Origin of the sequence: Flagellimonas aurea (assembly GCF_017313785.1) — a bacterium.
Lineage (GTDB): Bacteria > Bacteroidota > Bacteroidia > Flavobacteriales > Flavobacteriaceae > Flagellimonas > Flagellimonas aurea.
In genome coordinates, this window is sequence record NZ_JAFLNL010000005.1 from 219,953 (window position 1) to 245,000 (window position 25,048).

Annotated in this window: 21 protein-coding genes and 2 riboswitches; of the genes, 4 read left to right on the forward strand and 17 right to left on the reverse strand. The window is 42.9% G+C overall.

The window, feature by feature from the left end:
• Positions 1-8 precede the first annotated feature (8 nt).
• The 17 genes from J0656_RS11015 to metK all read right to left on the reverse strand — a co-directional run bounded on the left by J0656_RS11015 (position 9) and on the right by metK (position 21,035).
• Positions 9-1,010, reverse strand: coding sequence for a homocysteine S-methyltransferase family protein (locus J0656_RS11015; protein WP_207033711.1), 1,002 nt, complete (start codon positions 1,008-1,010; stop codon positions 9-11).
• 94 nt (positions 1,011-1,104) lie between these two features.
• Positions 1,105-1,225, reverse strand: a riboswitch (SAM riboswitch).
• Positions 1,226-1,367: 142 nt separating this feature from the next.
• On the reverse strand, positions 1,368-2,129 hold the full coding sequence (locus J0656_RS11020; protein WP_207033713.1) for an SDR family NAD(P)-dependent oxidoreductase: 762 nt from the start codon (positions 2,127-2,129) through the stop codon (positions 1,368-1,370).
• A gap of 85 nt (positions 2,130-2,214) precedes the next feature.
• Positions 2,215-3,132, reverse strand: a complete 918-nt coding sequence (locus J0656_RS11025) for a helix-turn-helix domain-containing protein (RefSeq protein WP_207033715.1) — start codon at positions 3,130-3,132, stop codon at positions 2,215-2,217.
• Positions 3,133-3,221: 89 nt separating this feature from the next.
• Complete coding sequence (locus tag J0656_RS11030) at positions 3,222-4,283, reverse strand: NAD(P)/FAD-dependent oxidoreductase (RefSeq protein ID WP_207033717.1); 1,062 nt, start codon at positions 4,281-4,283, stop codon at positions 3,222-3,224.
• A 44-nt stretch (positions 4,284-4,327) separates the two neighbouring features.
• Positions 4,328-5,104: a uroporphyrinogen-III C-methyltransferase gene (gene cobA, locus J0656_RS11035; protein ID WP_207033720.1), complete on the reverse strand. Its 777-nt coding sequence runs from the start codon at positions 5,102-5,104 to the stop codon at positions 4,328-4,330.
• A complete protein-coding gene (locus J0656_RS11040; RefSeq protein WP_207033722.1) occupies positions 5,097-7,187 on the reverse strand; it encodes a ferredoxin-like domain-containing protein in 2,091 nt (696 codons plus the stop codon). The genes cobA and J0656_RS11040 overlap by 8 nt, the downstream gene beginning before the upstream one ends.
• A 75-nt stretch (positions 7,188-7,262) precedes the next feature.
• Positions 7,263-8,510: a sulfate adenylyltransferase subunit 1 gene (locus J0656_RS11045; RefSeq protein ID WP_207033724.1), complete on the reverse strand. Its 1,248-nt coding sequence runs from the start codon at positions 8,508-8,510 to the stop codon at positions 7,263-7,265.
• A 15-nt stretch (positions 8,511-8,525) separates the two neighbouring features.
• Complete coding sequence (cysD, locus tag J0656_RS11050; protein WP_207033842.1) at positions 8,526-9,425, reverse strand: sulfate adenylyltransferase subunit CysD; 900 nt, start codon at positions 9,423-9,425, stop codon at positions 8,526-8,528.
• Between the two features lie 102 nt (positions 9,426-9,527).
• Positions 9,528-10,151, reverse strand: coding sequence for a phosphoadenosine phosphosulfate reductase domain-containing protein (locus J0656_RS11055; protein WP_207033726.1), 624 nt, complete (start codon positions 10,149-10,151; stop codon positions 9,528-9,530).
• A gap of 11 nt (positions 10,152-10,162) precedes the next feature.
• Complete coding sequence (locus J0656_RS11060) at positions 10,163-10,426, reverse strand: DUF2061 domain-containing protein (protein WP_207033728.1); 264 nt, start codon at positions 10,424-10,426, stop codon at positions 10,163-10,165.
• A 177-nt stretch (positions 10,427-10,603) separates the two neighbouring features.
• Positions 10,604-11,011: an RrF2 family transcriptional regulator gene (locus J0656_RS11065; RefSeq protein WP_207033844.1), complete on the reverse strand. Its 408-nt coding sequence runs from the start codon at positions 11,009-11,011 to the stop codon at positions 10,604-10,606.
• A gap of 55 nt (positions 11,012-11,066) precedes the next feature.
• Entirely contained in the window at positions 11,067-12,239 is a 1,173-nt protein-coding gene (locus J0656_RS11070; protein ID WP_207033730.1) for a trans-sulfuration enzyme family protein, read from the reverse strand.
• On the reverse strand, positions 12,236-15,616 hold the full coding sequence (gene thrA / locus J0656_RS11075) for a bifunctional aspartate kinase/homoserine dehydrogenase I (protein ID WP_207033732.1): 3,381 nt from the start codon (positions 15,614-15,616) through the stop codon (positions 12,236-12,238). Before thrA ends, J0656_RS11070 begins: the two co-directional genes overlap by 4 nt.
• A gap of 30 nt (positions 15,617-15,646) precedes the next feature.
• On the reverse strand, positions 15,647-16,921 hold the full coding sequence (locus J0656_RS11080) for an O-acetylhomoserine aminocarboxypropyltransferase/cysteine synthase family protein (protein ID WP_207033733.1): 1,275 nt from the start codon (positions 16,919-16,921) through the stop codon (positions 15,647-15,649).
• Positions 16,922-17,033: 112 nt separating this feature from the next.
• Positions 17,034-17,141: riboswitch (SAM riboswitch) on the reverse strand.
• Positions 17,142-17,291: 150 nt separating this feature from the next.
• Entirely contained in the window at positions 17,292-17,729 is a 438-nt protein-coding gene (locus J0656_RS11085) for a hypothetical protein (RefSeq protein WP_207033735.1), read from the reverse strand.
• A gap of 15 nt (positions 17,730-17,744) precedes the next feature.
• Positions 17,745-19,679: a CocE/NonD family hydrolase gene (locus J0656_RS11090; protein WP_207033737.1), complete on the reverse strand. Its 1,935-nt coding sequence runs from the start codon at positions 19,677-19,679 to the stop codon at positions 17,745-17,747.
• 102 nt (positions 19,680-19,781) lie between these two features.
• A complete protein-coding gene (gene metK, locus J0656_RS11095) occupies positions 19,782-21,035 on the reverse strand; it encodes a methionine adenosyltransferase (RefSeq protein ID WP_207033739.1) in 1,254 nt (417 codons plus the stop codon).
• Positions 21,036-21,357: 322 nt separating this feature from the next.
• On the opposite strand from metK, the gene J0656_RS11100 reads away from it, so the two are divergent.
• The 4 genes from J0656_RS11100 (at position 21,358) to J0656_RS11115 (ending at position 25,010) form a co-directional block, all read left to right on the forward strand.
• Entirely contained in the window at positions 21,358-21,975 is a 618-nt protein-coding gene (locus J0656_RS11100) for a deoxynucleoside kinase (RefSeq protein WP_207033740.1), read from the forward strand.
• A gap of 70 nt (positions 21,976-22,045) precedes the next feature.
• Positions 22,046-22,798 carry a phosphatase PAP2 family protein gene (locus J0656_RS11105; RefSeq protein WP_207033742.1) on the forward strand — a complete coding sequence of 251 codons (753 nt, stop codon included), beginning with the start codon at positions 22,046-22,048 and terminating at the stop codon, positions 22,796-22,798.
• A 92-nt stretch (positions 22,799-22,890) separates the two neighbouring features.
• Positions 22,891-24,168 carry a serine hydrolase domain-containing protein gene (locus tag J0656_RS11110; protein WP_207033744.1) on the forward strand — a complete coding sequence of 426 codons (1,278 nt, stop codon included), beginning with the start codon at positions 22,891-22,893 and terminating at the stop codon, positions 24,166-24,168.
• Positions 24,169-24,293: 125 nt separating this feature from the next.
• Positions 24,294-25,010, forward strand: coding sequence for an energy transducer TonB (locus J0656_RS11115; RefSeq protein WP_207033745.1), 717 nt, complete (start codon positions 24,294-24,296; stop codon positions 25,008-25,010).
• Positions 25,011-25,048 lie beyond the last annotated feature (38 nt).

A 25,048-nucleotide genomic window follows, 5' to 3' on the forward strand; every position in this document is an offset into this window, starting at 1 on the left:
AACTTAAACTATGCTGTGGTCAGAAGTTTTCTTGGTTGATAATCCTTTACGACATCGGCGATGGCCTTGATATGCTCTGGAGTGGTTCCGCAACAGCCGCCTACGATATTTACCAATCCTTTTTCTACATATTCCTTAATCTGTGCTGCCATTTGAGCTGGGGTTTCGTCATACTCGCCAAAGGCATTGGGCAATCCCGCATTGGGGTGGGCCGAAATGGCGAATTCTGATTTTGCCGAAACTACTTCCAAATGGGGAACCAATTGTTTGGCACCCAATGCACAGTTGAATCCCACGGATAAAATCGGGATATGCGATATGGATATCAAAAAGGCTTCTGCTGTTTGACCCGACAGTGTTCTTCCCGAAGCATCGGTAATGGTTCCACTGACCATTACGGGTACTTCTATATTTCTATCTTCCTTCACTTCTTCAATTGCAAAAAGTGCCGCTTTGGCGTTCAGCGTATCAAAAATGGTCTCTACCAACAAAATATCAGCTCCACCATCGAGCAGGGCCTCAATCTGTTGTTTATATGCGATACGGAGTTCATCAAAAGAAATGGCCCTAAATCCAGGATCGTTCACATCTGGGGACATACTGGCGGTTTTATTGGTGGGGCCAATGCTTCCCGCCACAAACCTTGGTTTGCCTGGGTTCTTTTTCGTGAATTCTTCGGCCACTTGCTTTGCAATCTTGGCGGATTCGTAATTCAGTTCGTATACCAATTCTTCCATGTCATAGTCTGCCATGGCAATGGTGGTACCCGAAAATGTATTGGTTTCAATAATATCGGCCCCTGCCTCCAAAAATTTTCGATGGATTTCCTTAACAGCTTCTGGCTGTGTCAAAGACAACAGGTCGTTGTTTCCTTGCAGGTCACTTGGCCAATCTTTGAATCGCTCTCCCCTAAAATCCGCTTCTTGGAATTTATAGCGCTGCAGCATGGTGCCCATGGCTCCATCCAGCACCAAAATCCGTTTCTTCAATATGTCTTCAATATTTTCCATAGTACAATTTCCCTTCAAAAAAGGATGTAACGATATCAAGAAATGTTTGGAAGATACTGCGAAGTATTCTATACGTTATCCTTCCCCTTTGGCAGGATTATGCTCCGTACCTTCCCGATACTGTTTCAGGACAAGGGTAGAATGTAGCACCTTCTCGAGGTCGAGGGTTGCTAAGGCTTCGCAGGGTCCAATCCCTCCACCTTTCTTGATAACACTTTCAATTTATTAATGAACTGAACTGCAAAGAAACGGCACTCGTAAACGAAAAGCAAAAAATGCCCTTGAATTTTTAGAAATACAACAATAAAAAAACGGATTGATCGCTCAACCCGTTTTCTTCAATGTTCTGTTATGTTCTTATACCATCATTCCTCCAGAAACTTCAATGCGTTGGGCATTTACCCATTTGGCATCGTCAGTGCAAAGAAATGCTACTACCCCACCTATATCACTTGGGATACCTACTCTTCCAAGAGCAGTAAAATTGGCAATTACGGTTCTTTTATCTTCATCGTTTTTGTTGGTTCCGCCACCAAAATCAGTTTCAATGGCACCTGGTGCGACCACATTGGATCTTATTTGACGTGAACCCAGTTCTTTGGCCTGATATCGCGTTAGTGTTTCAATTGCTGCTTTCATTGAACCATACACGGAATATCCTGGAAACGAAAAGCGGGCCAATCCACTTGAAACGTTCACTATGCCTCCACCATCTGCCATGATAGGGAGAAGTTTCTGCGTGAGGAAGAACGCACCTTTAAAGTGAATGTTCACCAAAGTGTCGAAATCCTGTTCCGTGGTCTCGGTAATCGGTGAATTGATCCCAATACCTGCATTGTTGACCAAATAATCCAATGTTGCTGAACCAAAATGGGATTCGAGCACATTTTTGACCTCATCCACAAAGGCATCAAAAGTTTTGCTTTCTGCCACATCCAGTTGTAATGCATAGGCCTTTTGACCAAGCTTTTCAACTTCTCTAACTGTTTTGTCCGCTTCTTCTTTATTACTTTGGTAAGTCAATAGGATGTTCAATCCTTTTTGGGCCATATTGATGGCCATATTCTCTCCAAGTCCGCGGCTTCCACCGGTAACCAATGCTATTTTTGCTTTACTCATGTTAATTGATTTTTGAATTCGAAAACAAAATTAGCGTTGCATACACTCTGAACGGTTGTAAGCATCAATCTGTTTTTTGCAAAAATCAAATTTTGACCGTTGACCTAAATTTTAATGGTGACCGGTTTGTATGCTTTTTAAAGAAATTTGAAAAATGGGCTACTTCCTCAAAACCTAGGCTAAAAGCAATTTCGGATATATTCCAATCACTGCCATTGAGCAGCAATTTGGCTTCTTCCACCATTCTTGAATGAATAATCTCCGTGGTTGTATTTCCTGTGGTTTCTTTCAGCACCTTGTTAAGATGGTTGGGGTGGACAGCAAGTTGTTCCGCAAAATCATTTGCGGTTTTGAGCATCAATCGCTGCACAGGTGTATTAATGGGGAATTGCCGTTCCAGCAATTCCACGAACATATCGGTAATTCGTACAGCTGCATTTTTTCCGCCCTCCTTTGGTTGAACCGGATGTAACTTTTGCCCCATGTGCAACAATTCAATTACATACGCACGTATCAAATCAAACTTAAAGGGATAATCCGAGGACAACTCTTTGTCCATTTTTTGAAAAAGTTGTTCCAACTCGATATAATCTTCATCTGAAATATTGAGAATAGGATAGCCTCCGGGATGAAAAATAGGTAGGGTTTCCAATATGACACCACTTTTGTCCTTTGACAAGAAACTTTCTGTGAACACACAAAAATATCCTGACTGCTCATCATCTTTAGGAACATAATTGTACGGGATTTTAGGAGATGCAAACAATAGCGCCTTGTTATCAATATCGATAACCTTATCTGCATATTCTGCCCTGTTTTTTCCATTGATAAGGCTAATTTTAAAATAGGCCCGTCTATCATAACGCATCTCACCCTTGCTCAATCGGGTACGATATTCGGCAATATTGAAAACATTAAAGTGTCCGATATCCTTTCCAATGTTCTCTGGAATGGGCAGGCCAAGCTTTCCGTAGAAATCGTTAAGCGTAAAAGCTACATCCATACGTTTGTAAAATTCAAATATAGCCTAAAATAAAAAACACCCTTCAAAATTACTCTTGAAAGGTGTCTTCACTTCTAAAAACAAAACTTTTAATCGATACTCTGCACCACTTCTTTTTTGGCTTCTTTCTTGGAACCGTCAAATCCTTGAACTCCGCCAACCGTAGTGTACTTCATTACAAATCTTTTATCTGGATTGATAATCTGATAGGCAAACTGGCACATTACGGCCGCCTCATGAAATCCTGATAAAATCAACTTAAGCTTACCTGGGTAGGTATTCACATCTCCAATGGCAAAAACTCCAGGAAGATTGGTTTGGTAATCCATGGCATTGTTCACCTTGATGGCATTTTTCTCGATTTCCAATCCCCAATCGCCTATGGGCCCTAATTTTGGGGACAATCCGAACAATGGAATAAAGAAATCGGTTTCCACATAAGTGGATTCCTTTTCCTCATCGTTGTACTTAATGACCACGGCATGTAAATCTTCCTGACCATGGATCTCGGTGACCTCGGCCTTGGTGAACAATCGAATTTTGCCCAACTTGGCCAACTCCCGTGCTTTCTCTACGGAGTCCAAGGCTCCTCGGAACTCATTTCTTCGGTGTACCAAAGAAACTTCTGAAGCTACATCGGCCAAGAAAATGGCCCAATCCAATGCAGAATCACCTCCACCTGAAATAACCACTTTCTTGTCTCGGAACTGTTCGGGGTCCTTTACCATATATTCCACACCCTTACTTTCAAAGAGCTCAATGTTCGGAATTATCGGTTTTCTAGGTTCAAAAGAACCAAGTCCACCAGCAATTACCACAACCGGTGCATGGTGCTTGGTTCCTCTATTCGTGGTAACGATATAAGAACCATCTTCTTGTTTGTCCAAGGTTTCGGCTCGTTCTCCCAAAGTAAAACCAGGTTCAAATGGCTTGATTTGTTCCATAAGGTTATCCACCAGGGTACCTGCTAAAATTTCTGGATAAGCAGGAATATCATAGATGGGTTTCTTTGGGTAAATCTCTGAACATTGTCCTCCTGGTTGTGCCAAGGCATCGATTAAATGACATTTTAATTTGAGCAATCCTGCTTCAAAAACAGTGAACAAACCCGTAGGTCCCGCTCCGATTATAATGATATCTGTTTTGATCATAATTCTACTTTTATATGGCCCCATCTGGCGAGACCTGACTGATTTTAAACTCTTTCTTGCAATTTTTCTCCCTGAAACTGATATTCTCTTTGAATATCCAATACACGTTGACGGTGGTTTACCACTTCGCCAATTACAATGATAGCTGGATTTGACAGCTGCTGCTCCTTTGCCTTGTGCTCAATTGAAGCAACAGTGCCAATTCCAATCTTCTCGTTTTCAGTGGTACCGTTTTGAATGATGGCCACTGGTGTATTTTCTTTTTCTTCGTTTTTAAAAAGTTCCATAATCTCACCCAATTTGGACATACCCATTAGGATGATAACGGTTGCGTTGGATTTTGCGGCCAAAGCCACATCGCTGGATAGTTTGTGCTCTTTGGTGGTTCCAGTAATCACCCAAAAACTTTCGGCCGCACCTCTTTTGGTTACAGGAATGTTCTGTGATGCGGGAACGGACACGGAGGATGAAATTCCAGGCACTACGGCCACATCAACTCCAAATGTTGCAGCGTGTTCCATTTCTTCGGCTCCTCTGCCAAACACGAAAGGGTCTCCGCCTTTTAACCGTACCACGTGCATGCCTTTGGTAGCTCGCTCCACGATCAAATCGTTGATTTGCTCCTGTTGATAGGAGTAGCATCCTTTGCGTTTGCCCACAAATATTTTCTCGGCGACCGGTGCATATTCCAAAAGCTCTGGCGATACCAGTGCATCATACAGAACCACGTCTGCATTTTGTAATGCCTTTATCCCTTTCAGCGTGATCAAATCCACATCACCTGGACCAGCACCCACTACAGTTAATTTTCCTCTACGCATGTTCCAACTCCATTTTTCTGAACGTTTCCAATTTTTCCAAAACTGCCTTGGCATCTTCCAGATAGCTTTTGGCAAATGCTTCGGATGGTTCGTTCTTGTTCAACTGAAGGGCAATTTTATCAAATCCGCCCTCAAAATCGATTTTTCCAGTTTCCACATACAATTCATCAAAATCCTTGATGATGCTCGCATGGGTATTGGTCTTCACTTTTTCCGCTGTCAACAATGCCTTGGCAGAGTTCACAATGGATTGGTAAGAATAGTAGATACTTGCAGCCCACTTGCCTTCTTTAATGGCTTCCTCCGCATTTTCGATTTTTTCTTGGCTCTCAAAGAACAGGGTTGCCACAAGGTCAACGATTACACCTGCACATTCCCCGACTCCTATCTCCTTAACATACTTTTCTTCGTTCCCCCAATCGATAAAATCCTCTTGGGTAAGGTTATCCACATCGGTCAACGGCTTCAAGAAATCGTAGAAATAAATCTGTCCTTTTTCCTCATAATAGTCGGTGAACGAAGCTCCATTTCCGTTGGCCTCAAAATCATCCAAGATTAGTCGCAATGCTTGTGGGCCTCTTTTACTTGGAATCTTGGCCACTTTATCGGCAAATCGTGCTTTGCCATCTCCAAAGTTTCCGCCTCCCAACAACACCTGAAGGGCTGGTGCCACCAATTTATCCTTGGTTCTCACGGACATTCCCTGAAAACCGATGTGCGCCATGTTATGCTGACCGCAGGCGTTCATACATCCACTGATCTTGATGACCACATCAGGGTTTTTGATATATTGTGGGTATTCCGCTTTGATGACTCTTTCCAACTCATCGGCGATTCCCGTACTACTGGCAATCCCAAGGTTACAAGTGTCGGTCCCTGGGCATGCGGTGATGTCCAATGCTTTATTATAACCTGCTTCTGCAAAGCCAAGCTTTTTCAATTCCTGATAGAAGAAGGGCACTAACTCTTCTTTTACGTAGGGAATCAATATGTTTTGTCTAAGCGATAAACGAATTTCCCCAGCGGCATAATCCTGCACCAATTTGGCCAGTTCACGGGCCTTATCGGTATGAAAATCTCCTAAAAGCACTTTAATTCCGATGGCCACGTAGCCTTCTTGCTTTTGAGGCACCAAGTTGGTTGATTTCCATTTTTCGAAAGCATTTTGGTCTTCGATGGAAACCTCTGGAGTTTCCACCTCGGCAACTTTTACTTTTGGATAATCTTCAATATGGATGGGATAGGTTTGATGGGGAATTGCGGTCTGTTCTTCTTCCAACAATTCTTTGAAACCATCAAGTCCCAAATCCTTCAATAAAAACTTCATACGGGCCTTTGCCCTACTCTTGCGCTCCCCATATCTGTCAAACACACGAATGACGCCTTCCATCAAAGGAATAATTTTATCCGTAGGCAAAAAGCTGTACAATTCATCGGCATGTCGAGGCTGTGAACCCAATCCACCTGCCAACATAACTTTAAACCCTCTTTCCCCATTTTTTTCCTTGGCAATAAATCCAAGATCATGCATGTAAGATAGTCCCGTATCCGCATCGCTTGCAGAGAAGGAAACCTTGAATTTTCTTCCCATTTCCTGTCCGATAGGGTTTCTAAGGAAATATTCAAAAACCGCTTGCGCGTAGGGGGAAACATCGAAAGGTTCTTCCACATCGATTCCTGCAGTTTCACTTGCGGTTACGTTACGAACGGTATTTCCGCAGGCTTCCCTCAGCGTTACTTGGTCCTTTTCCAATTGTGCCCAAAGCTCAGGGGTACGCTCCAAATCCACATAGTGAATCTGGATATCCTGACGGGTTGTGATATGCAAACGTCCACGCGAATATTCATCAGAAACATCCGCGATTCTCAACAACTGATTGGAGGTCACCTTTCCGTAGGGCAACTTGATCCGAATCATTTGTACGCCCTGTTGACGCTGACCATAAACTCCACGTGCCAATCGAAGGCTACGGAATTTTTCCTCATCCATTTCACCCCCCTTGAACTGGCGGATTTTTTTCTCCAATTCGATGATGTCCTTTTCTACGATCGGGTTTTCTATCTCTGTTCTAAAACTTTGCATAATCTAGTTTTCCTATCTATTTTATAGGGTTAATTTAAAATGATTCCCCTTTTTCTCCGCCTGGGCGGGAAAATTCTATTCAATAAATCCTACGCCCGCCGTATTGTTTGTTCGGCTGTCGATTATGATGAAAGAGCCATTGGTACGGTGGTCCTTGAACCTATCATAAAAAATAGGTTTGTTCAACCTTAAGCGCACTTTGGCGATATCGTTCATCTGAAGAGAGGTAACATTTTCCTCAATTCCTGAATAATCTGGGTGAATTTTGTGTTCTATGGCGTCCACTTTGGCCAGAACCTTGTTCAACCCGTGCTGAAGCACATACTTTCCACCAGGTGTAAAATCGGCACTGTCCATCCAAGACACCGTTGCTGTCAATTGTTTGTCAATGGTCGGTAGATCGCCGACCTTGACCAACATGTCGCCCCTGCTCACGTTGACCTCATCTTCCAAGGTAATGGTGACCGAAGATCTTCGGGGAGCGGTCTTATATTGTTTATTGTAAAAATAAATGTCCTTGATCTTGGAACGCGTCATCGATGGCAGTACTACTACTTCATCCCCAACGCTGAGTTCGCCACCATAGACCTTTCCTGCAAATCCACGGAAATCATGGAAATCCTCTGTTTTGGGTCGAATCACATATTGAACCGGGAAACGTGGGGTACCTGTATTGTAGATATCCTTCTGGTCCAATGCTTCAAAGTGCTCCAATAAAGTCTGCCCTTTGTACCAAGGTGTATTTTCGGAACGGTTCACAACATTGTCCCCCTTTAAAGCACTTACGGGAATAAAGGTTATGTTCTGATCTTGGTAATCCCTCTTTTTCATCAACTCCTCAAAATCGGCTTTGATTTTGTTGTAGGTCTCTTCGGAGAAATCGACAAGGTCCATTTTGTTGATGGCCACGATCACGTCCTTTATGCGAAGCAGGTTATTGATAAAAAAGTGACGGTGTGTCTGCTCGATAACTCCTTTTCGTGCATCTATCAAAATAATCGATGCTTGAGAAGTTGATGCTCCCGTTACCATGTTTCGGGTGTATTCCACATGGCCTGGCGTATCGGCAATGATGTAACTTTTTGACGGTGTTGAAAAGTAGATATGAGCTACATCGATTGTGATGCCCTGCTCTCTTTCGGCCACCAATCCATCGGTTGCCAAGGAAAAATCGAGGTAGTCGTATCCTTTTTGCTTACTTGTTCGTTCAATGGCCTCCAACTTATCGTCGGTCATTGATTTTGTATCGTAAAGCAGTCTTCCTATCAAGGTACTTTTACCGTCATCTACACTTCCTGCTGTTGCTATTTTTAAAACTTCCATTTGTCTTTCTTCCTGTTAAAAGTATCCTTGCTGTTTACGTTTTTCCATGGCCGCCTCGGAACGCTTATCGTCGATACGGGCGCCCCTTTCCGAGATTCTGGAATCCCTGATTTCGGCCACCACTTTATCGATGGTATCGGCATGGGATTCGACAGCTGCGGTACAGCTCATATCCCCAACGGTTCTAAAACGAACCATTCTTTCCTCTACTTGCTCGTCATCGGCCCTAAATACCACATCGTCCTCTGCTGACCAGATCAATCCATCCCGAAGGAAGGTGTTTCTCTTGTGCGCAAAATAGATGGATGGAATCTCGATTTGTTCTTTTTGGATATAGCTCCAAACGTCCAATTCCGTCCAGTTGCTGATCGGAAATACTCTTACATTCTGACCAATTTCGATTTCTCCATTGAGCATATCGAACAATTCAGGTCGTTGGTTCTTTTCGTCCCACTGACCAAAATCGTCACGCACTGAAAAAATACGTTCCTTGGCCCTTGCCTTTTCCTCATCGCGTCTTGCACCACCGATGCAAGCATCAAACTTGAATTCCTCAATGGCATCGAGCAAGGTCGTGGTCTGAAGCATGTTGCGACTGGCGTACTTGCCCGTTTCTTCTACTACTTTTCCCTCGTCAATGGAATCCTGAACGTTTCTTACGATCAGTTCCACTCCGAGTTCTTCCACTAATCTGTCCCTAAACTCTATGGTTTCGGGAAAATTATGGCCCGTATCGATATGCATCAATGGAAAAGGAATCTTGGCGGGCCAAAATGCTTTTTGGGCCAAGCGTACCAAGGTGATTGAATCTTTTCCTCCAGAAAATAACAACACGGGTTTTTCAAACTGCGCGGCTACTTCTCGAATAATGTAAATGGCTTCATGCTCCAGAGCGTTTGCCGTGGGTCTTTCCACCCCGTTCAAGGTCTCTGGTTTTTTAATTTCTTCTGCAAGTGTGCTCAAGGCTATATCTTTTTATATCCATCACCCTAATATTCAGGTGATAATTCATATTATTTAGGTGTGCAGACCGCATTCACGGTTCGCCAATACTTTTGTCGGGTCAAAATATTTATGTTCGTTGGGCAATTGACGCTCTTTTAAATAGGCATCCAATTGGGTATCGCTCCAGTGATAGAATGGACTGACCTTTAATACGCCATCCTTGCTCATGCTCAACACATCCAAGGAATCTCTGTGGGCGGTCTGACCTTTGCGCAGGTTGGTGAACCATACATCGGGTTTGTGCTCTTCCATAGCTCTTCGGAAAGGTTCCAACTTTACCTGCTCCGTAAACTCTTGGTGCAACGGGTCGTGTATTTGAGGGATTCCCATAACGGCATCGCGATGGGAACTCGTTTGCTTGGGGACGTACAATTTAACGTTGAGTCCCAAACGGGCAATCAATTCCTCCGCATGTTTGTAGGTCTGTGGGGTGTTGTACCCAGTATCGCACCAAATTACAGGAATGCTCTTGTCCACCTCGGTCACCGCGTGCAGAATTGCAACCTCGTATGGCCTAAAATTGGTGGTGACGACAGGTTTTTTTCCATGGTTAATGGCCCATGAAATGATTTCCTCTGGTGGAATGCCCTTGAATTGGCGGTTTAAGTTCTGTATTTCCTCTTGTGTCAATGCCATTGCCCTAACTTTTATTTACCCCATTTTATGGAGTTCCAGATTCTTTCGTGAAAAAAATAAAGCACCATTTTGGTGACAAGCTCCACCAAACCAATTGAAAATGCCAAGCTCAATGTTCCTGTTACAAGCCATGATATGATAATGGTATCGACGGTTCCAACTATCCTCCAACTGATAGATTTTGCTATACTCCTTTTTGGACTCTCGGATGCGGTATCCTTGGTGTAGGTACTTTGCTGTTTTTCACCTTTTATAATCAACTGATCGGTAATCATTTTTAAACTTTTATTATCCTACCAAATTGATAGGAATTTCAAAAGTAAAATTATTTTTCTGAAGAAAAAGCAAAATGAATCATAAATTTACTTTTACCCTATAGTTTTAGTAGATTATCGATAATCGATAGGAAATTTTGAGGATTTTTAAGCTAAAAATAACCGTGAAGCATTGATTTAAAGCAAATCTGCCAAGGTATTGTTTCGGTAAACATCGAGTGCACTGTCCCTTACCTGAAGCATTAATTTGTGCACGGAGCATTCGCCCTCATCTGGACAGTCATCACATTTTTCGTAGAAATTGAGGCTTACACAGGGCACCATGGCGATGGGACCTTCCAAAACTCGCATCACGGTGGTCATATGAATCTCATTTGGCTCTTTGATCAAATAGTAACCTCCGCCTTTGCCTTTTTTAGACCCCAGCAATCCGTTTCGGCGAAGGGTAAGCAAAATACTTTCCAGAAACTTTTGGGAGATATTCTCGCACTTGGCGATTTCCGCAATCTGCACAGGCTCCCTATCCTTGACTTTTGCCAGATAGGTAAGTGCCTTAAGTCCGTATTTTGTCTTCTTGGAGAGCATCATACGAAGATAGGGAAATTTAGCAATCCACCTTCAAAACCAGCTTGTAGAAAGATTAGCCCAACGCCTGCTCAATATCCGCAATAATATCATCAATATGTTCCAAACCTACGGAAACGCGAACCATTCCATCAGAAATTCCAACGGCATTGCGTTCCTCTGTGGTCAGCTTGCTATGTGTTGTGGACGCAGGGTGGGTCACAATGCTACGGGCATCGCCCAAGTTGGCGGACAAAGACAACAATTTAATGCTATCAAAAAATTCCCGACCTGCTTCCAAGCCCCCTTTTACCTCAAATGCCACTACACAACCACCTGCCTTCATTTGCTTTTTGGCAATGTCGTACTTGGGATGTGATTTTAAGAAAGGATATTTAACCCGCTCGATTTTATCATGTCCTTCCAGATAGGTTGCCAACTTTAGGGCATTTTCGCAATGTCTGTCCACTCGAATCGCCAAGGTTTCCAAGCTTCTGGACAACACCCATGCGTTGAAAGGTGATAACGCAGGGCCCGTAATTCGAGAAAAACGATATACTTTATCCATCAATTCCCCGCTTCCGACGGTAATTCCTGCCAAGACTCTTCCTTGTCCATCCATCAATTTGGTTCCTGAATGAATCACCAAGTCGGCACCGAATTTTATAGGTTGCTGCAAGTAGGGCGTTGCAAAACAGTTATCAACAATAAAAATAAGGCCGTGCTTTTTGGCAAACTTCGCCAGCACTTCCAAATCCAACACGTCGACTCCTGGGTTGGTCGGTGTTTCCGCATAAAGAATTTTGGTGTTGGGCTTAATCAATCCCTCTATTTGAGATAAATCTTTGGCATCAAAATAGCTTGTTTCGATGTTCCATTTTGGAAAAAACTGGGTGAACAGGGTATGTGTGGAACCAAAGATGCTTTTGGAGGATATCACATGGTCACCAGCATTCAACAATGCCGCCAAGGTTGAAAAAACGGCCGCCATTCCAGAGGCATAGGCAAAACCATTTTCCGCACCTTCCATTTGGCAGACCCTTTCAATGAGTTCGTTGGAATTGGGATTGGAATATCTGGAATAAATATTCCGCTGCTTTTCTTCGGCAAAGGAGGCACGCATGTCCTCCGCATCTTCAAAAACAAAGCTGGATGTCATATAAATGGGGCTGGAATGCTCCAAATTTTGACTTCGCGCCATTTGCGTTCTTATTGCCTGTGTCTCGAATTTTTTGCCTTGCTTGCTCATATCTTTTCTGCTATTCTTAAAATGTCACCAAATACACCTCTTGCCGTTACAGCGGCACCAGCGCCAGCACCCTGAATCACCAATGGATGTTCTCCGTAGGATTCTGTGTAAATCTCAATAATGGAATCGGAACCTTTTACCTGGCCCAATGCACTTTCTTTGGGCACAGAGACCAATTTCACCTCCAAAATCCCTTTGTCCTGTTGCAAATCTCCATGCAGGTCACCCACATAGCGAAGCACGTGACCAGATTCTTGGTTTTCCTTGATTTCCTTATACATTTTATCCATCTCCCCGATTCGTTCCATGAACTTTTCAAAATCCAAGGTTTGTAACTCTTCGGGTATCAGGTTTTGCACGTCTATGTCCGAAAACTCGTTCTGAAGGTCCAATTCCCTGGCCAAGATCAACAATTTCCTTCCCACATCGTTGCCCGATAGGTCTTCTCTTGGGTCAGGTTCGGTAAACCCACTTTGCATGGCTTCCTTTACAATTTCTGAAAAGGAAACGTCCTTCTCGGAAAAAGTGTTGAAAATATAACTCAGCGATCCCGAGAAAACTCCTTTGATTCGGGTGATGTTCTCCCCCGAGAGATGCAATAGTTTGATGGTATCGATCAATGGAAGCCCTGCACCCACATTGGTCTCGTAGAGGTATTGTTTCTGGTTCTTGTCCAAACACTTTCGAACCGATTTGTATTTCTCAAAACTCAACGTATTGGCGATTTTGTTCGATGAAACCAAATCAAAACCGTGCCCGATCAAAGGTTCGTACTGCTCCACAAATGTTTTGCTGGCCGTATTGTCCACAGCGATCAAGTTTTCCAAATGATGCTTTTTGGCAAATGCGGTAATGTCCTCAATTTGATAGGGCTGGCCTTCGTTTTCCAAACGTTCCTTCCAATCAGCGCCCACTCCTGTGGCATCCAAAAGCACCTTTCGCGAGTTTGCTACGGCAAACACTTTTAAATCGATGCTTTTTCGCGCTTCAATACTATTTTTTGAATCCAAGATCTGACTGATCAAAGTGCCCCCAACATTTCCGTGGCCAAATAGTGCCAGGTTGATTTTCTTTGCGATTCCAAAAATTTGTCCGTGAATCACATTGATGGCCTTATTCAAATCTGATTTCTTAACCACCATACTCACGTTCTTCCCTGTGACGGTGTTGTTGAACAGCAATGGAGTAATCTGGTTCTTGGCCAATGCATTGAAGGGCTTATGGAAACTGCTCAAATCCATTCCCACAATGGAGATTACGGAAACATCCTTGACCACCGAAATTTGGTTGATATCCTTTGATGAATAATCCGTTTCAAATTCTTGGTCAAGCACTTTTTTGGCCTTGTCGGCCTTGCTTACATCCACCACCAGGCCGATGCCTCTTTCCGAAGATCCCTGCGACACGATACCCACACTGATGCCATTAAGGCCAAGGGCTCTAAAAATCCGCATATCCACACCAACTTTACCGAGCAATCCCCTACCCTCCAAATTGATCAAGGCCATATTTTCCAGCACCGAAAGGGATTTAATGCCGCCATTGTCCGTTTTTGGACCTATCAAAGTGCCTTCGTTGTCATCGTTGAAAGTGTTGCAGATGCGCAACGGAATATTTTTCTCTATCAATGGAATTATGGTCTTCGCATGCAATATATTGGCCCCAAAATTGGCCAACTCGTTGGCTTCACCGTACGATATGACATCAATCAACTTTGCATCGGCCACCAAATCTGGATTGGCGGTAAAAATGCCATCGACATGAGTGTAATTGATCAACTCGCCAGCATCCAAAAAGTTGGCCAGCAAAGCAGCGGAATAATTACTGCCGTTCCTGCCCAAAGTGGTGGTTGAGCCATCACGATTGGAACCAATAAATCCAGTAACAATAGGAATGGTATTCTTTTCCAATTCATGGAAATATCGAAGCACATTTTCTTTGGATGTTCCTTGGTCCACCTCGGCATTACTGAAATTGTCATCCGTAGTGATCAATTTTCTGGAATCCAAAAGCTTTGCTTGCAATCCAGCGGCATTCAGGGCTGCCGTTACATATTTGGCGGACAACAGTTCCCCGAAGGACAATACCTCATCCTTGGTCTTGAGACTGTAATCCCCCGTTAAGGAAACCCCGTTCAATATTTTTTCAATGGCGGAGAGTTCTTCATCAATATCTACACCATCAAAATTATTTTTTTGATAGTCCGAGAACTTTTTCAAATCAGCTTTAAAATCAACTCCTTTGGCCGCTTTCTCCAGCAGATTTTCCAATTGGTCGGTCGCTTTGCCACGAGCAGATACCACTACGGCAAAGTGCTCTTCTTCCTCATACCTTTTACGGATGATGTTCAAAACGCGCTCAATGCCTTCACCGTTTGCTAGAGACTTTCCTCCGAACTTCAATATCTTGATACGTTCGGTATTCTTTTGAAAAACGGTCTCCAACAATTTTTCCAATTGTTCAAACTCCATCAAAAAGGCATCATGACCGTGCACGGATTGCACTTCACCATAGGTGACATTGGTATTGGCCTGGGCCAACCGTTTAAAGGTCTCCTTATTTTCTTCTGCTGTAAAAAATAGGTCGGAATTGACCCCTATGATATGGATTTTGGTATCGCTCTCCTGCAATGCCTTGAAGGCTTCCTCTCCATTTCTCGTAATGTCGATGGATTTTAGAAGCTGGTTCATCAATTTATAGGCTGACAATTGGAAACGCTCCTGTAATTTTTTGCCATGATGCATCAACCAAGACTCCACGTTGAACACCTTGAGTTCTTCATTGGTGCTCCGCTTAAATCGTTCTTTGAAAGATTCTGGTGTACGGTAGCAAAGCATGGCATGCATGCGGGCATCGTGCACGGGTTGCTTGGAGTTGACCAAGAACTGCTCCTGAATCTGACAGTTCGCAATCAACCAATCCGTAGATTTCCAATCGGATGCCACAGGAATCAAATGTTCCGTGATTTTTGGATTGATGGCCGTCATTTCCCAAGCAATTCCACCTCCCAAGGAACCACCGATGATGGCGAACAGTTTATCAATCTCCAATTCCTTCAATCCCCAAAGAAATATTCTGGCGATATCCCCAGCTACAAAATCTTTATAATTTTCGATAATGAATCCATCAAAACCATTTCCTGGAATATTGAAGGACAAAATCGTATACTTCTCGGTATCGATACATTTTCCTTCACCGATCAAATCAGACCACCATCCATCTTTCCCTGCCACGTTGGAATTGCCCGTAAGCGCATGGTTCACCAAAATAATGGGTGCCGTATGCAAGGGTTTTCCAAAAACTTGGTACGACAACTTCAGGTCTTGGGCAACACCACTTTGGGTAGTAAATTGTTCTATATTTAAATGCTGCAGCATAGCTTTTCTTCGACGTTAATCTATTAATCATTAAATGGCGGCAAAAGCCTGCTCCAAATCAGCTTTCAAGTCTTCGATATCCTCCAGACCTACCGACAAACGAATTAAATCTTGAGAAACACCGGCGCTTTGCTGCTGCTCTTCATTCAATTGCTGGTGCGTAGTACTGGCAGGGTGTATGATCAAGGATTTGGTATCGCCAATATTAGCCAACAGCGAGAATATTTTAGTAGCATCCGTCAGCTTTTTTGCGGCTTCAAACCCACCTTTGACCCCAAAGGTAACGATTCCGCTCTGGCCTTTAGGCAGATACTCTTTTGCCAAGTCATTATACTTACTACTTTTTAATCCGGGGTAATTGACCCAAGCAACCTCTTCTCTATTCTCCAACCATTCAGCCAAGTCCAAGGCATTAATGCTGTGCTGTTTGATACGCACCGGCAAAGTTTCCAACCCTTGCAAAATCTGAAAAGCGTTGAACGGACTCAAAGCTCCACCAAAGTCGCGCAGTCCCTCCAAAATCAGCTTAAAAGTAAAGGCTGGCGCACCCAGGGCTTCATGGTATACCAAACCGTGGTAACCTGCAGAAGGTTCTGTAAACTCAGGAAATTTTCCGTTGGCCCAGTCAAAGGTACCGGCATCGATAATGGCACCACCAAGAGAGTTGCCCTGACCACCAATATATTTTGTCAGAGAATGAATCACCAAATTGGCACCATGCTCAATAGGGTTCAATAAACCTGGCGTAGCTACCGTATTGTCAACAATAAATGGCACTTGTGCCTCTTTGGCTTCATTGGATATTCCTTTTAGATCAAGTACATCCAACTTCGGGTTCCCCAAAGATTCCACAAAAAAGGCTCGCGTATTATCTTGAACGGCAGCCGCAAAATTGGAAGGGTTTGAGGCATCCACAAAAGTGGTGGTAATGCCCAATCTTGGTAGGGTTACATTCAATAAATTATAGGTGCCTCCATACAAACTACTCGAAGCCACAATATGGTCCCCCGCTTTCAGAAGCGTCATTAAACCTGTTGAAATGGCAGCTGTTCCGGAAGCAAACACCACTGCCCCTATTCCTCCTTCAATAGCTGCCAAACGGTCTTGTAAAATCTGGTTGGTAGGATTGTTCAATCGGGTGTAGATAAAGCCCAACTCTGCCAATGAAAATAAATTGGCCGCATGGTCCGTGTTGTTGAACACATACGAAGTGGACTGATAAATGGGTACGGCCCTTGTACCTCCGTTTACGGTTACATCGTGGCCAGCATGTAGGGCATTGGTTGAAAATTTTTGATCACTCATGACTTTTGCTGCTTTAATTGTTAATTTTTTAAATTAAAAAGTCAAACCCTTCGACATAGGCCGTAGGAAAATCAAAAAGTTATAAGAAAGTAAAATCGAAAAATGTCGATTGTCGTTATCTATACCCAAATGGGATAGAATGTAGCACCTTCTCGGCATCAGGGGCCAAGGGTTGCTAAGGCTTCATCGGGTCTATTCCCTCCGCCTTTCTTGATAACTAATCAATACGTGTTTGAACTTCGTGGGACAAATATACTGATGGAAAGATTGATTTTCCTAATCTTTTCGGATATTTTCAAAGATATGTAATACTCTTTTAAAAGATATAATACTTGAACTACAATTGTAAATGGTTTTTATCAGTAAAAATTTATTTCCTTTTTAAATTTATTCTAACACTCTTGACTACAATTTGTGCATTATTACTTCCTAAATGCCCATACTTTGTTACCGAGTCCATTTCAAACCTACCAATTACTGTCATGACAGCTTTTCTCTTCCAATATTCTTCATGGAGACGACTCAATTGTTTATTTATTAGTTTGTACTTCCAGCTTTCGTAATACTCCCTAAAATCTAAGTAAACTGCATTGTCAAGTTCACAATCGTTAAAGCCTCTTGCGCTCCAATATTCATCAACACCAGAATACTCCAGTCTAGTTTTAATTAATTCATTTTTAAATTCTGACAAATCACAGAAATCTACTTTATTAACTTTTTCTCTATCATATTTTGAGCCTGAACTTACACGTATTAGGCCACAAGAGTTAAGCATAATTAGTAATATTATTAACCAAATATTCTTCATAATGGTTGCCCAAATTTATTTCAACACCGTAAACTCAATATTGGAATCGGTGAAAACGGTATGGGTCTGTGTCTTAAAATCTGATTCGTCAGCCTTAAAGATGTTGTCCACATAGGTTTGTGGGTTCAAATCGATGAGCGGGAACCACGTACTCTGCACCTGAATCTGCAACTTATGCCCTTTTTTGATGGTATGGAACACATCCTGTAGCTTGATGTCCACATCGGTCTTTTGATTGGGCACAAAAGGTTCTGGGTCGGAGAAACTGTTTCGGAATCGACCGCGTAGCACTTCGCTGCGAACCATTAAGTGATAATTGCTCATTTTAAGATGGTCCTGCATTTCTTCATTGGTTTCTGCATCGGCTGGGTGCACGTCGATTACTTTTACGATCCAATCGGCCGCTGTACCTGTTGTGGCCACTTTTAAATGGGCCAAAATATCCCCTGCCAAGGTCAGGTCTTCTTCCATCACATCGGTTTCAAAAACCAATACATCGGAACGACGCGCTGCGAAGCGCTGATCATCCGTCATGTATTTTCTCGGGGTGAAAACGGTCTTCACATCTTCCGAATACGGAACTGGTTTTTTTACATTGCTCACGAACTGAATTCCAGTAATTTCTTTGGGTTCCGAAGTGAGCTCTTGGTCATCGGATAAATACATGGTCTGTTTGGCCGCATTTTCTGGAGGCCATGCATCATATTTTTTCCATTCTTTTGTACCAGTGTCAAACACGTAAGCTTCGGGAAGACCAGAATCCATATCACCCTCACCCTTCAAAAAGTGGTTAAAGAACTTGGTCTCGATTTCTTTCTGGAAAAACAACGAAATGGAATCCCCAAAATAGTAGTTGCCCACTACATTACGGACTTTATCCCGAGCCCAACCACCATGGTCCCATGGTCCAAATACCATGGTATTGTAGTTGTCTTCATTATATTTTTCAATATTCTTGTACGTTTCCAATGGGCCATATAAATCCTCCGCATCAAACCAACCGCCTACAACCATAGTGGCCACACTGCTCTTCACATCTTTCAAATGCTGGATCAAGCCTTTGCTCTGCCACATGGCATCATAATTCGGGTGTTCTTTGAGTTCGTTCCAAAAGAAATCATCGGTTACTCCCTCTGGACGCATGGTGGGCGTATCGGCCGTTTCATATTCAAAAAAGTAATCAAGGTTCTTCAACGGCCCTGCATCCAAGAAGAACTGATACTGATCTTCTGTTGGCAGGTTTGGAAGCGTGTACCATGCCGTATCAATAGGTTGGTCTCCATTGGGGCGAGGGGTTCCAAAGAGTGAAGTAGCCCTGAAATAGCTCAACAAATAAGCGCCGTTGTGGTGGAAATCATCAAAAAAGAAATCCCCTATACTGGCCTGAGGGGAAGACGCTTTTAAGGCTGGGTGGGCATCCACGGTGGCGTACGTGGCATAATAACCTGGGTAAGATATCCCCCAGATTCCCACATTGCCATTGTTGTTTTCCACGTTGTTTACCAACCATTCAATGGTGTCGTAGGTATCCGAACTTTCATCCACTTGTTCATCCGAGGTCTTGTTAGGAATGTAGGCCCTCATATTTTCGTAATGTCCTTCGCTAAGCCATCTTCCCCTCACATCTTGGTACACGATAATGTTCCCTTCTTTCATCAAATGTTCGTTCGGGCCTATTTTTGTCCTGAAATTCCCCTCACCATAAGGCTGGGAACTGTAAGGGGTCCGCTGCATGATGATCGGGTACTTTTTGGAAGTATCCTTGGGTGAATAAATGGTTGTATGCAAAGTAATCCCGTCCCGCATTTCAATGTCCACCTCTTTTTTGGTGTAATTGTCTGCCACGTAGGTGTCCACCTCTCGGACCTCGGTCTTGACGGTTTTTTTACAACTGACGGCCACCGTCAACGTTAAAAGACTTAAAAACAGGATTTTAATGGAACTTCTCATTTCACTCTTTTTTGATTAGCTAAAGCTACTAAAGTTCACGGGAGTATGCCAATAAAAAAAGGAGCCTCATGAAAGCTCCTTTATCATTTTATTTTTGATGAATCAAAGTCCGAAGGTGGCCTTCACCTTGTCCACCATATCCAATTTTTCCCAAGTGAAGAGTTCCACTTCTTTTTCAATACGACCATTATAGGGTGATTCAAAAACCTTGGTCACGGTTCTGGGTTGTTTACCCAAATGACCATACGCGGCAGTTTCCAAATAAATAGGGTTACGCAGCTTTAACCGTTCCTCAATCGCAAAAGGTCGCATGTCAAATAGTTCGGATGCCTTTTTTGCTATCTCGCCATCAGTCATATTAACGTTGGAAGATTTATAAGTATCGACAAAAATGGATGTAGGCTCCACGACACCAATGGCGTAGCTCACCTGCACTAAAATCTCATTGGCCACACCCGCAGCAACCAAGTTCTTGGCCATATGGCGCGCAGCGTATGCAGCACTACGATCAACCTTGCTCGGATCCTTTCCACTAAAAGCACCTCCTCCATGGGCTCCTTTTCCACCATAGGTATCCACAATTATCTTTCTTCCGGTAAGGCCCGCATCTCCATGTGGCCCACCTATCACAAATTTTCCTGTTGGGTTGATGTGATATTTGATATTATCGGTAAACAATTTTTGAATACTCTCGGGCATCAATTTTTTTACCTCTGGAATCAGAATATTAACGATATCCTCCTTGATTTTGGCCAGCATCACGTCATCCTCGTCAAACTCATCATGCTGGGTGGAGACCACAATGGTATCAATCCGTTGCGGAACATTGTCATCGGAATACTCAATGGTAACTTGAGCTTTGGCATCTGGACGTAAATATGGAATTCGGGTTCCCTCTCTTCTCAAATCGGCCAACTTCTCCAGGATCTTATGGGAAATATCCAACGCCAAGGGCATATAGTTATGCGTCTCAGTGGTAGCATAACCGAACATCATACCTTGGTCGCCAGCACCTTGCTCTTCTTTTGAACCACGGTCAACACCTTGGTTAATGTCCTGTGATTGTTCGTGGATCAATGAAATTACCCCGCAGGAATCACCACTGAATTTATATTCACCTTTGGTATAGCCAATTTTATTGATGACCTCCCTAGCAATACTCTGCAGATCCACATAGGTATGGCTCTTCACCTCCCCTGCCAACACTACCTGTCCCGTGGTAACCATCGTTTCGCACGCAACCTTGCTCTCCGGATCAAAGGCCAAAAAATTATCCAACAATGCATCACTGATCTGATCTGCAATCTTGTCCGGATGTCCCTCACTAACGGATTCTGATGTAAATAAATACGCCATTATACTTATATATTTTAATGAAGATTTGACAGAAGGGGCTCTAGAAGTCTACATCCTTTCGGGACGCCCGTATGCGGTACGGTGAAACTGCTTTAGCATTTTTTGATCCTGAACCAAAGATTCGGGACAAGAGGTTGCAATCAGTCAAATCTTTCCTCGTTTCAAGGGCCAAAAGTACATATTTGAAACGTATTTTAAAACTTTGTTTTGACCGATGCACACCACTTCCATTTCAACCAGTTTTTTTTCGATAAGTAGATATACTTTGTATATTGCGACGATTTCATTCCCTTGGTACAAACACAAAAAACACTGACATCTTATGCATATTGCTGTGGCAGGCAACATCGGGGCCGGCAAAACTACGTTGACCAATTTACTTGCAAAACATTACAAGTGGGAGGCCCATTTTGAAGATGTGGTGGACAACCCGTATCTCGATGATTTTTATACCCAGATGGAGCGATGGAGCTTCAACCTTCAGATCTACTTTTTGAACAGTAGGTACCGTCAAATTTTAAAGATCAGGGAAAGTGGCAAAAGTGTAATCCAGGACCGTACCATTTATGAGGACGCCCATATTTTTGCCCCTAACCTCCACGCGATGGGACTCATGACCAATCGTGACTATGAAAACTACAAGGGCCTATTTGAATTGATGGAATCCTTGGTGCAACCGCCGGATTTAATGATATACCTACGCAGTTCCATCCCCAATTTGGTCAATCAAATCCATAAACGTGGGCGTGAATATGAAAACTCAATCTCCATTGACTACTTGAGCCGCCTGAACGAGCGCTATGAAGCTTGGGTGAACACCTATAAAAAGGGCAAATTGCTCATCTTTGATGTGGACAATCTTGATTTTGTGGACAATCCCGAAGACTTGGGGGAGGTCATCAACCGAATCGATGGGGAAATTCATGGACTTTTTGAATAGCCTGGGCCACCACGAAATCTTTTTTTTGAAAACACTTATTTTTTTCGATTCTAGATCGATATAATATTCAATGAGACATTTCAAAAAAATATTATTTTTTCTACTTTTCATCACCGCTCATATTTTTGGTCAGTCCATAAAAAACGATTCGCTCCAACAGCAAAAAAATCCAAGGTTCAAATACCAATCCTTGATTATTCCGGCGTCGTTGATAACCTATGGCGTTATTGGCTTGGAGAGCCATCAATTAAAATTTCTTAATTCTGACATCAAAAATGAAATCAATGAGCACATCGATACAAGGTTCACCATTGACGACATATCACAATACACACCATTTCTATCGGTCTACGGATTGAATGCGTTTGGTATCAAGGGAAAACACAACTTTAAAGATAGGACCATAATTTTGGGGACCGCCTATTTGATCATGGGTGCCACGGTCAATACCATTAAAAAGACCTCAAATGTGGAAAGGCCCGACGGTTCTTCCAAAAATTCATTCCCTTCCGGACATACTGCAACTGCTTTTATGGGAGCGGAATTTTTATATCAGGAGTACAAGCACATCTCGCCTTGGTATGGCATAATGGGATACACCATGGCAGCTGGAACGGGCTTTTTTAGAATTTATAATGATAGACATTGGCTCACCGATGTAGCCGCTGGGGCCGGAATAGGAATGCTAAGCGCCAAGATTGCCTATTGGATTCACCCCTTTATCAAAAACACCCTTTTCAAGGACAAGGAAACCATGGATGGAGCCATTGTGCCATTCTACAACGGTGAACAAGTTGGTTTAGGATTATCCATGTCCTTCTAATTTTTGAACATTGGATATAGGGACTTCTTTTTAGACCCAATATTGGGTATATTTAAGTGCATTTAACCACATCGCAAACTAAATACAACATCATGAGAACAATAACGCGAAACCAATACCTGGCCCTCTTCTTTGCATTTTTTCTTTATTTGGGCATCCAAGCCCAAGAACTCAGCCAAGCCTCTCCAGAAGATGTAGGCATGTCTTCCGAACGACTGGAAAGACTCTCAAAAACCTTTCAGGGTTATATCGATGAAAAAGAGTTGCCTGGAGCAACTTTACTTGTAGCCCGAAAAGGCAAGATTGCCTATTTTGAATCCTTTGGAAAAAACGATCTGGAAAACAATGTTCCCATGACAAAAAATTCCATATTTAGGATTGCTTCTCAAACCAAGGCCATTGTAAGCACAGGAATAATGATGTTGCAAGAAAATGGCAGCTTATTGATTACGGATCCTGTTGGGAAATATATCCCAGAGTTCATGGAAACCACGGTAGCCGTTCGCAAGGATGATGGTTCTTATGATATCGTACCTGCCAATAGACCGATAACCATTCGGGACTTGCTCACACATACATCTGGTGTGTCCTATGGAGAGGGCATTGCTGCCGATTTATGGAAAAAAGCTGGAATACAAGGCTGGTATTTTGCCGATAGGGACGAACCCATATTGGCCACCGTAAAAAGAATGGCAAAACTACCTTTTGAATCGCAGCCCGGCGAAGCGTTTGTTTACGGCTATAACACAGATATTTTGGGTGCAGTTATCGAAGTGGCATCGGGAAAACCATTGGATGTTTTTTTAAAGGAGAACATTCTCGACCCATTGGGCATGAACGACACCCATTTTTATCTCCCAAAAGAGAAGACCGAACGATTAGCTACAGTATATTCCTCTACCGAAAATGGTCTGGAGCGTGCACCAAATCCTGGGGGTATGGTAGGGCAAGGAGCTTATATCAACGGACCGCGAAAAAGTTTTTCAGGCGGAGCAGGGTTGTTGAGCACGGCTTCGGACTACGCCAAATTCCTTCAAATGATGTTGAACAAAGGCGCTTTCAACGGAAAACAGCTTCTTTCCCCAAAAACCGTTGAACTCATGACTGTAGACCATTTGGGCGAGGCCACTTTTCCTTGGGCAGGTGGCACTGGTTTTGGTTTGGGATTTTCTGTTGTAGAAGATTTGGGAGATAGAGGCCTTCCCGGGTCGGTCGGTGAATATGGTTGGGGCGGGGCTTACCATTCCAACTACTGGGTAGACCCTGAAGAGGAAATGTTAGTGGTCTATTTTACCCAACTGATTCCCGCAGGCGACATTGACGATCATGGAAAATTAAGGGCTTTGGTCTATCAGTCCATTGTAGATTAGATACGTTTTTCAATTTCCCTCAACCAAATAGCCCGTTCACTCATTGGCGTTTTAATTCGGTCCATTTTCAAAGTAGCTTACCATAGCTATTAACTACGCCTGTACAGGCCAAAAATTTGAAAATTATGGAACCGAAAAAAAATCCACAACTCGATTTAAGACGAAACAGCCTTCTCTACTTTTTTGTTGGCATGACGTTGGTATTACTCATGGCTTATTTGGCCTTGGAGTTGAAGACCTATTACCAAGATGATTCTTGGGACGTTGGTGAATTAAAGGTTGACGACCAATTGATTGAAGACGCTACCATTCTCAAAATAAAACTTCCAGAGCCTCCCAAGCCCAAAATCCAGACCCCTCCGAAAATTGAAATCAAGAATAATGATGAGAAGATAGAGGAAACTGTGATAGAAGCTTCTGATACTAATCAGGATACCGAAATTGCCAAAGTTGAAGATGTTGCTGTGGCGGAAGACGATATTCCAGAGGAGATACCGTTTATTTTGATTGAGAACGCCCCCATTTTTCCTGGTTGTGAAAATGAGAATACTGAGAAAGAGAAAAGAGATTGTTTTCAAGAAATGATACAAAAGCATATAAGAAAGAACTTTCGTTATCCTGATCCTGCAAAAGAGATGGGATTGCAAGGTAGGGTGAGCATTATGTTCACAATTGACAAAGATGGTTCAATCAACAACTTGCGACTTCGTGGACCTCATGAATCTTTAGAAAAAGAAGCGGCTAGAATAATATCAAAATTACCCGAAATGAAACCAGGAGAACAGAGAGGCATACCCGTAAAGGTTTCCTATTCTCTTCCCATCACGTTTAAATTGAATTAATAAAAAAACCACGCCAAATGGCGTGGTTTTTCCAGCTT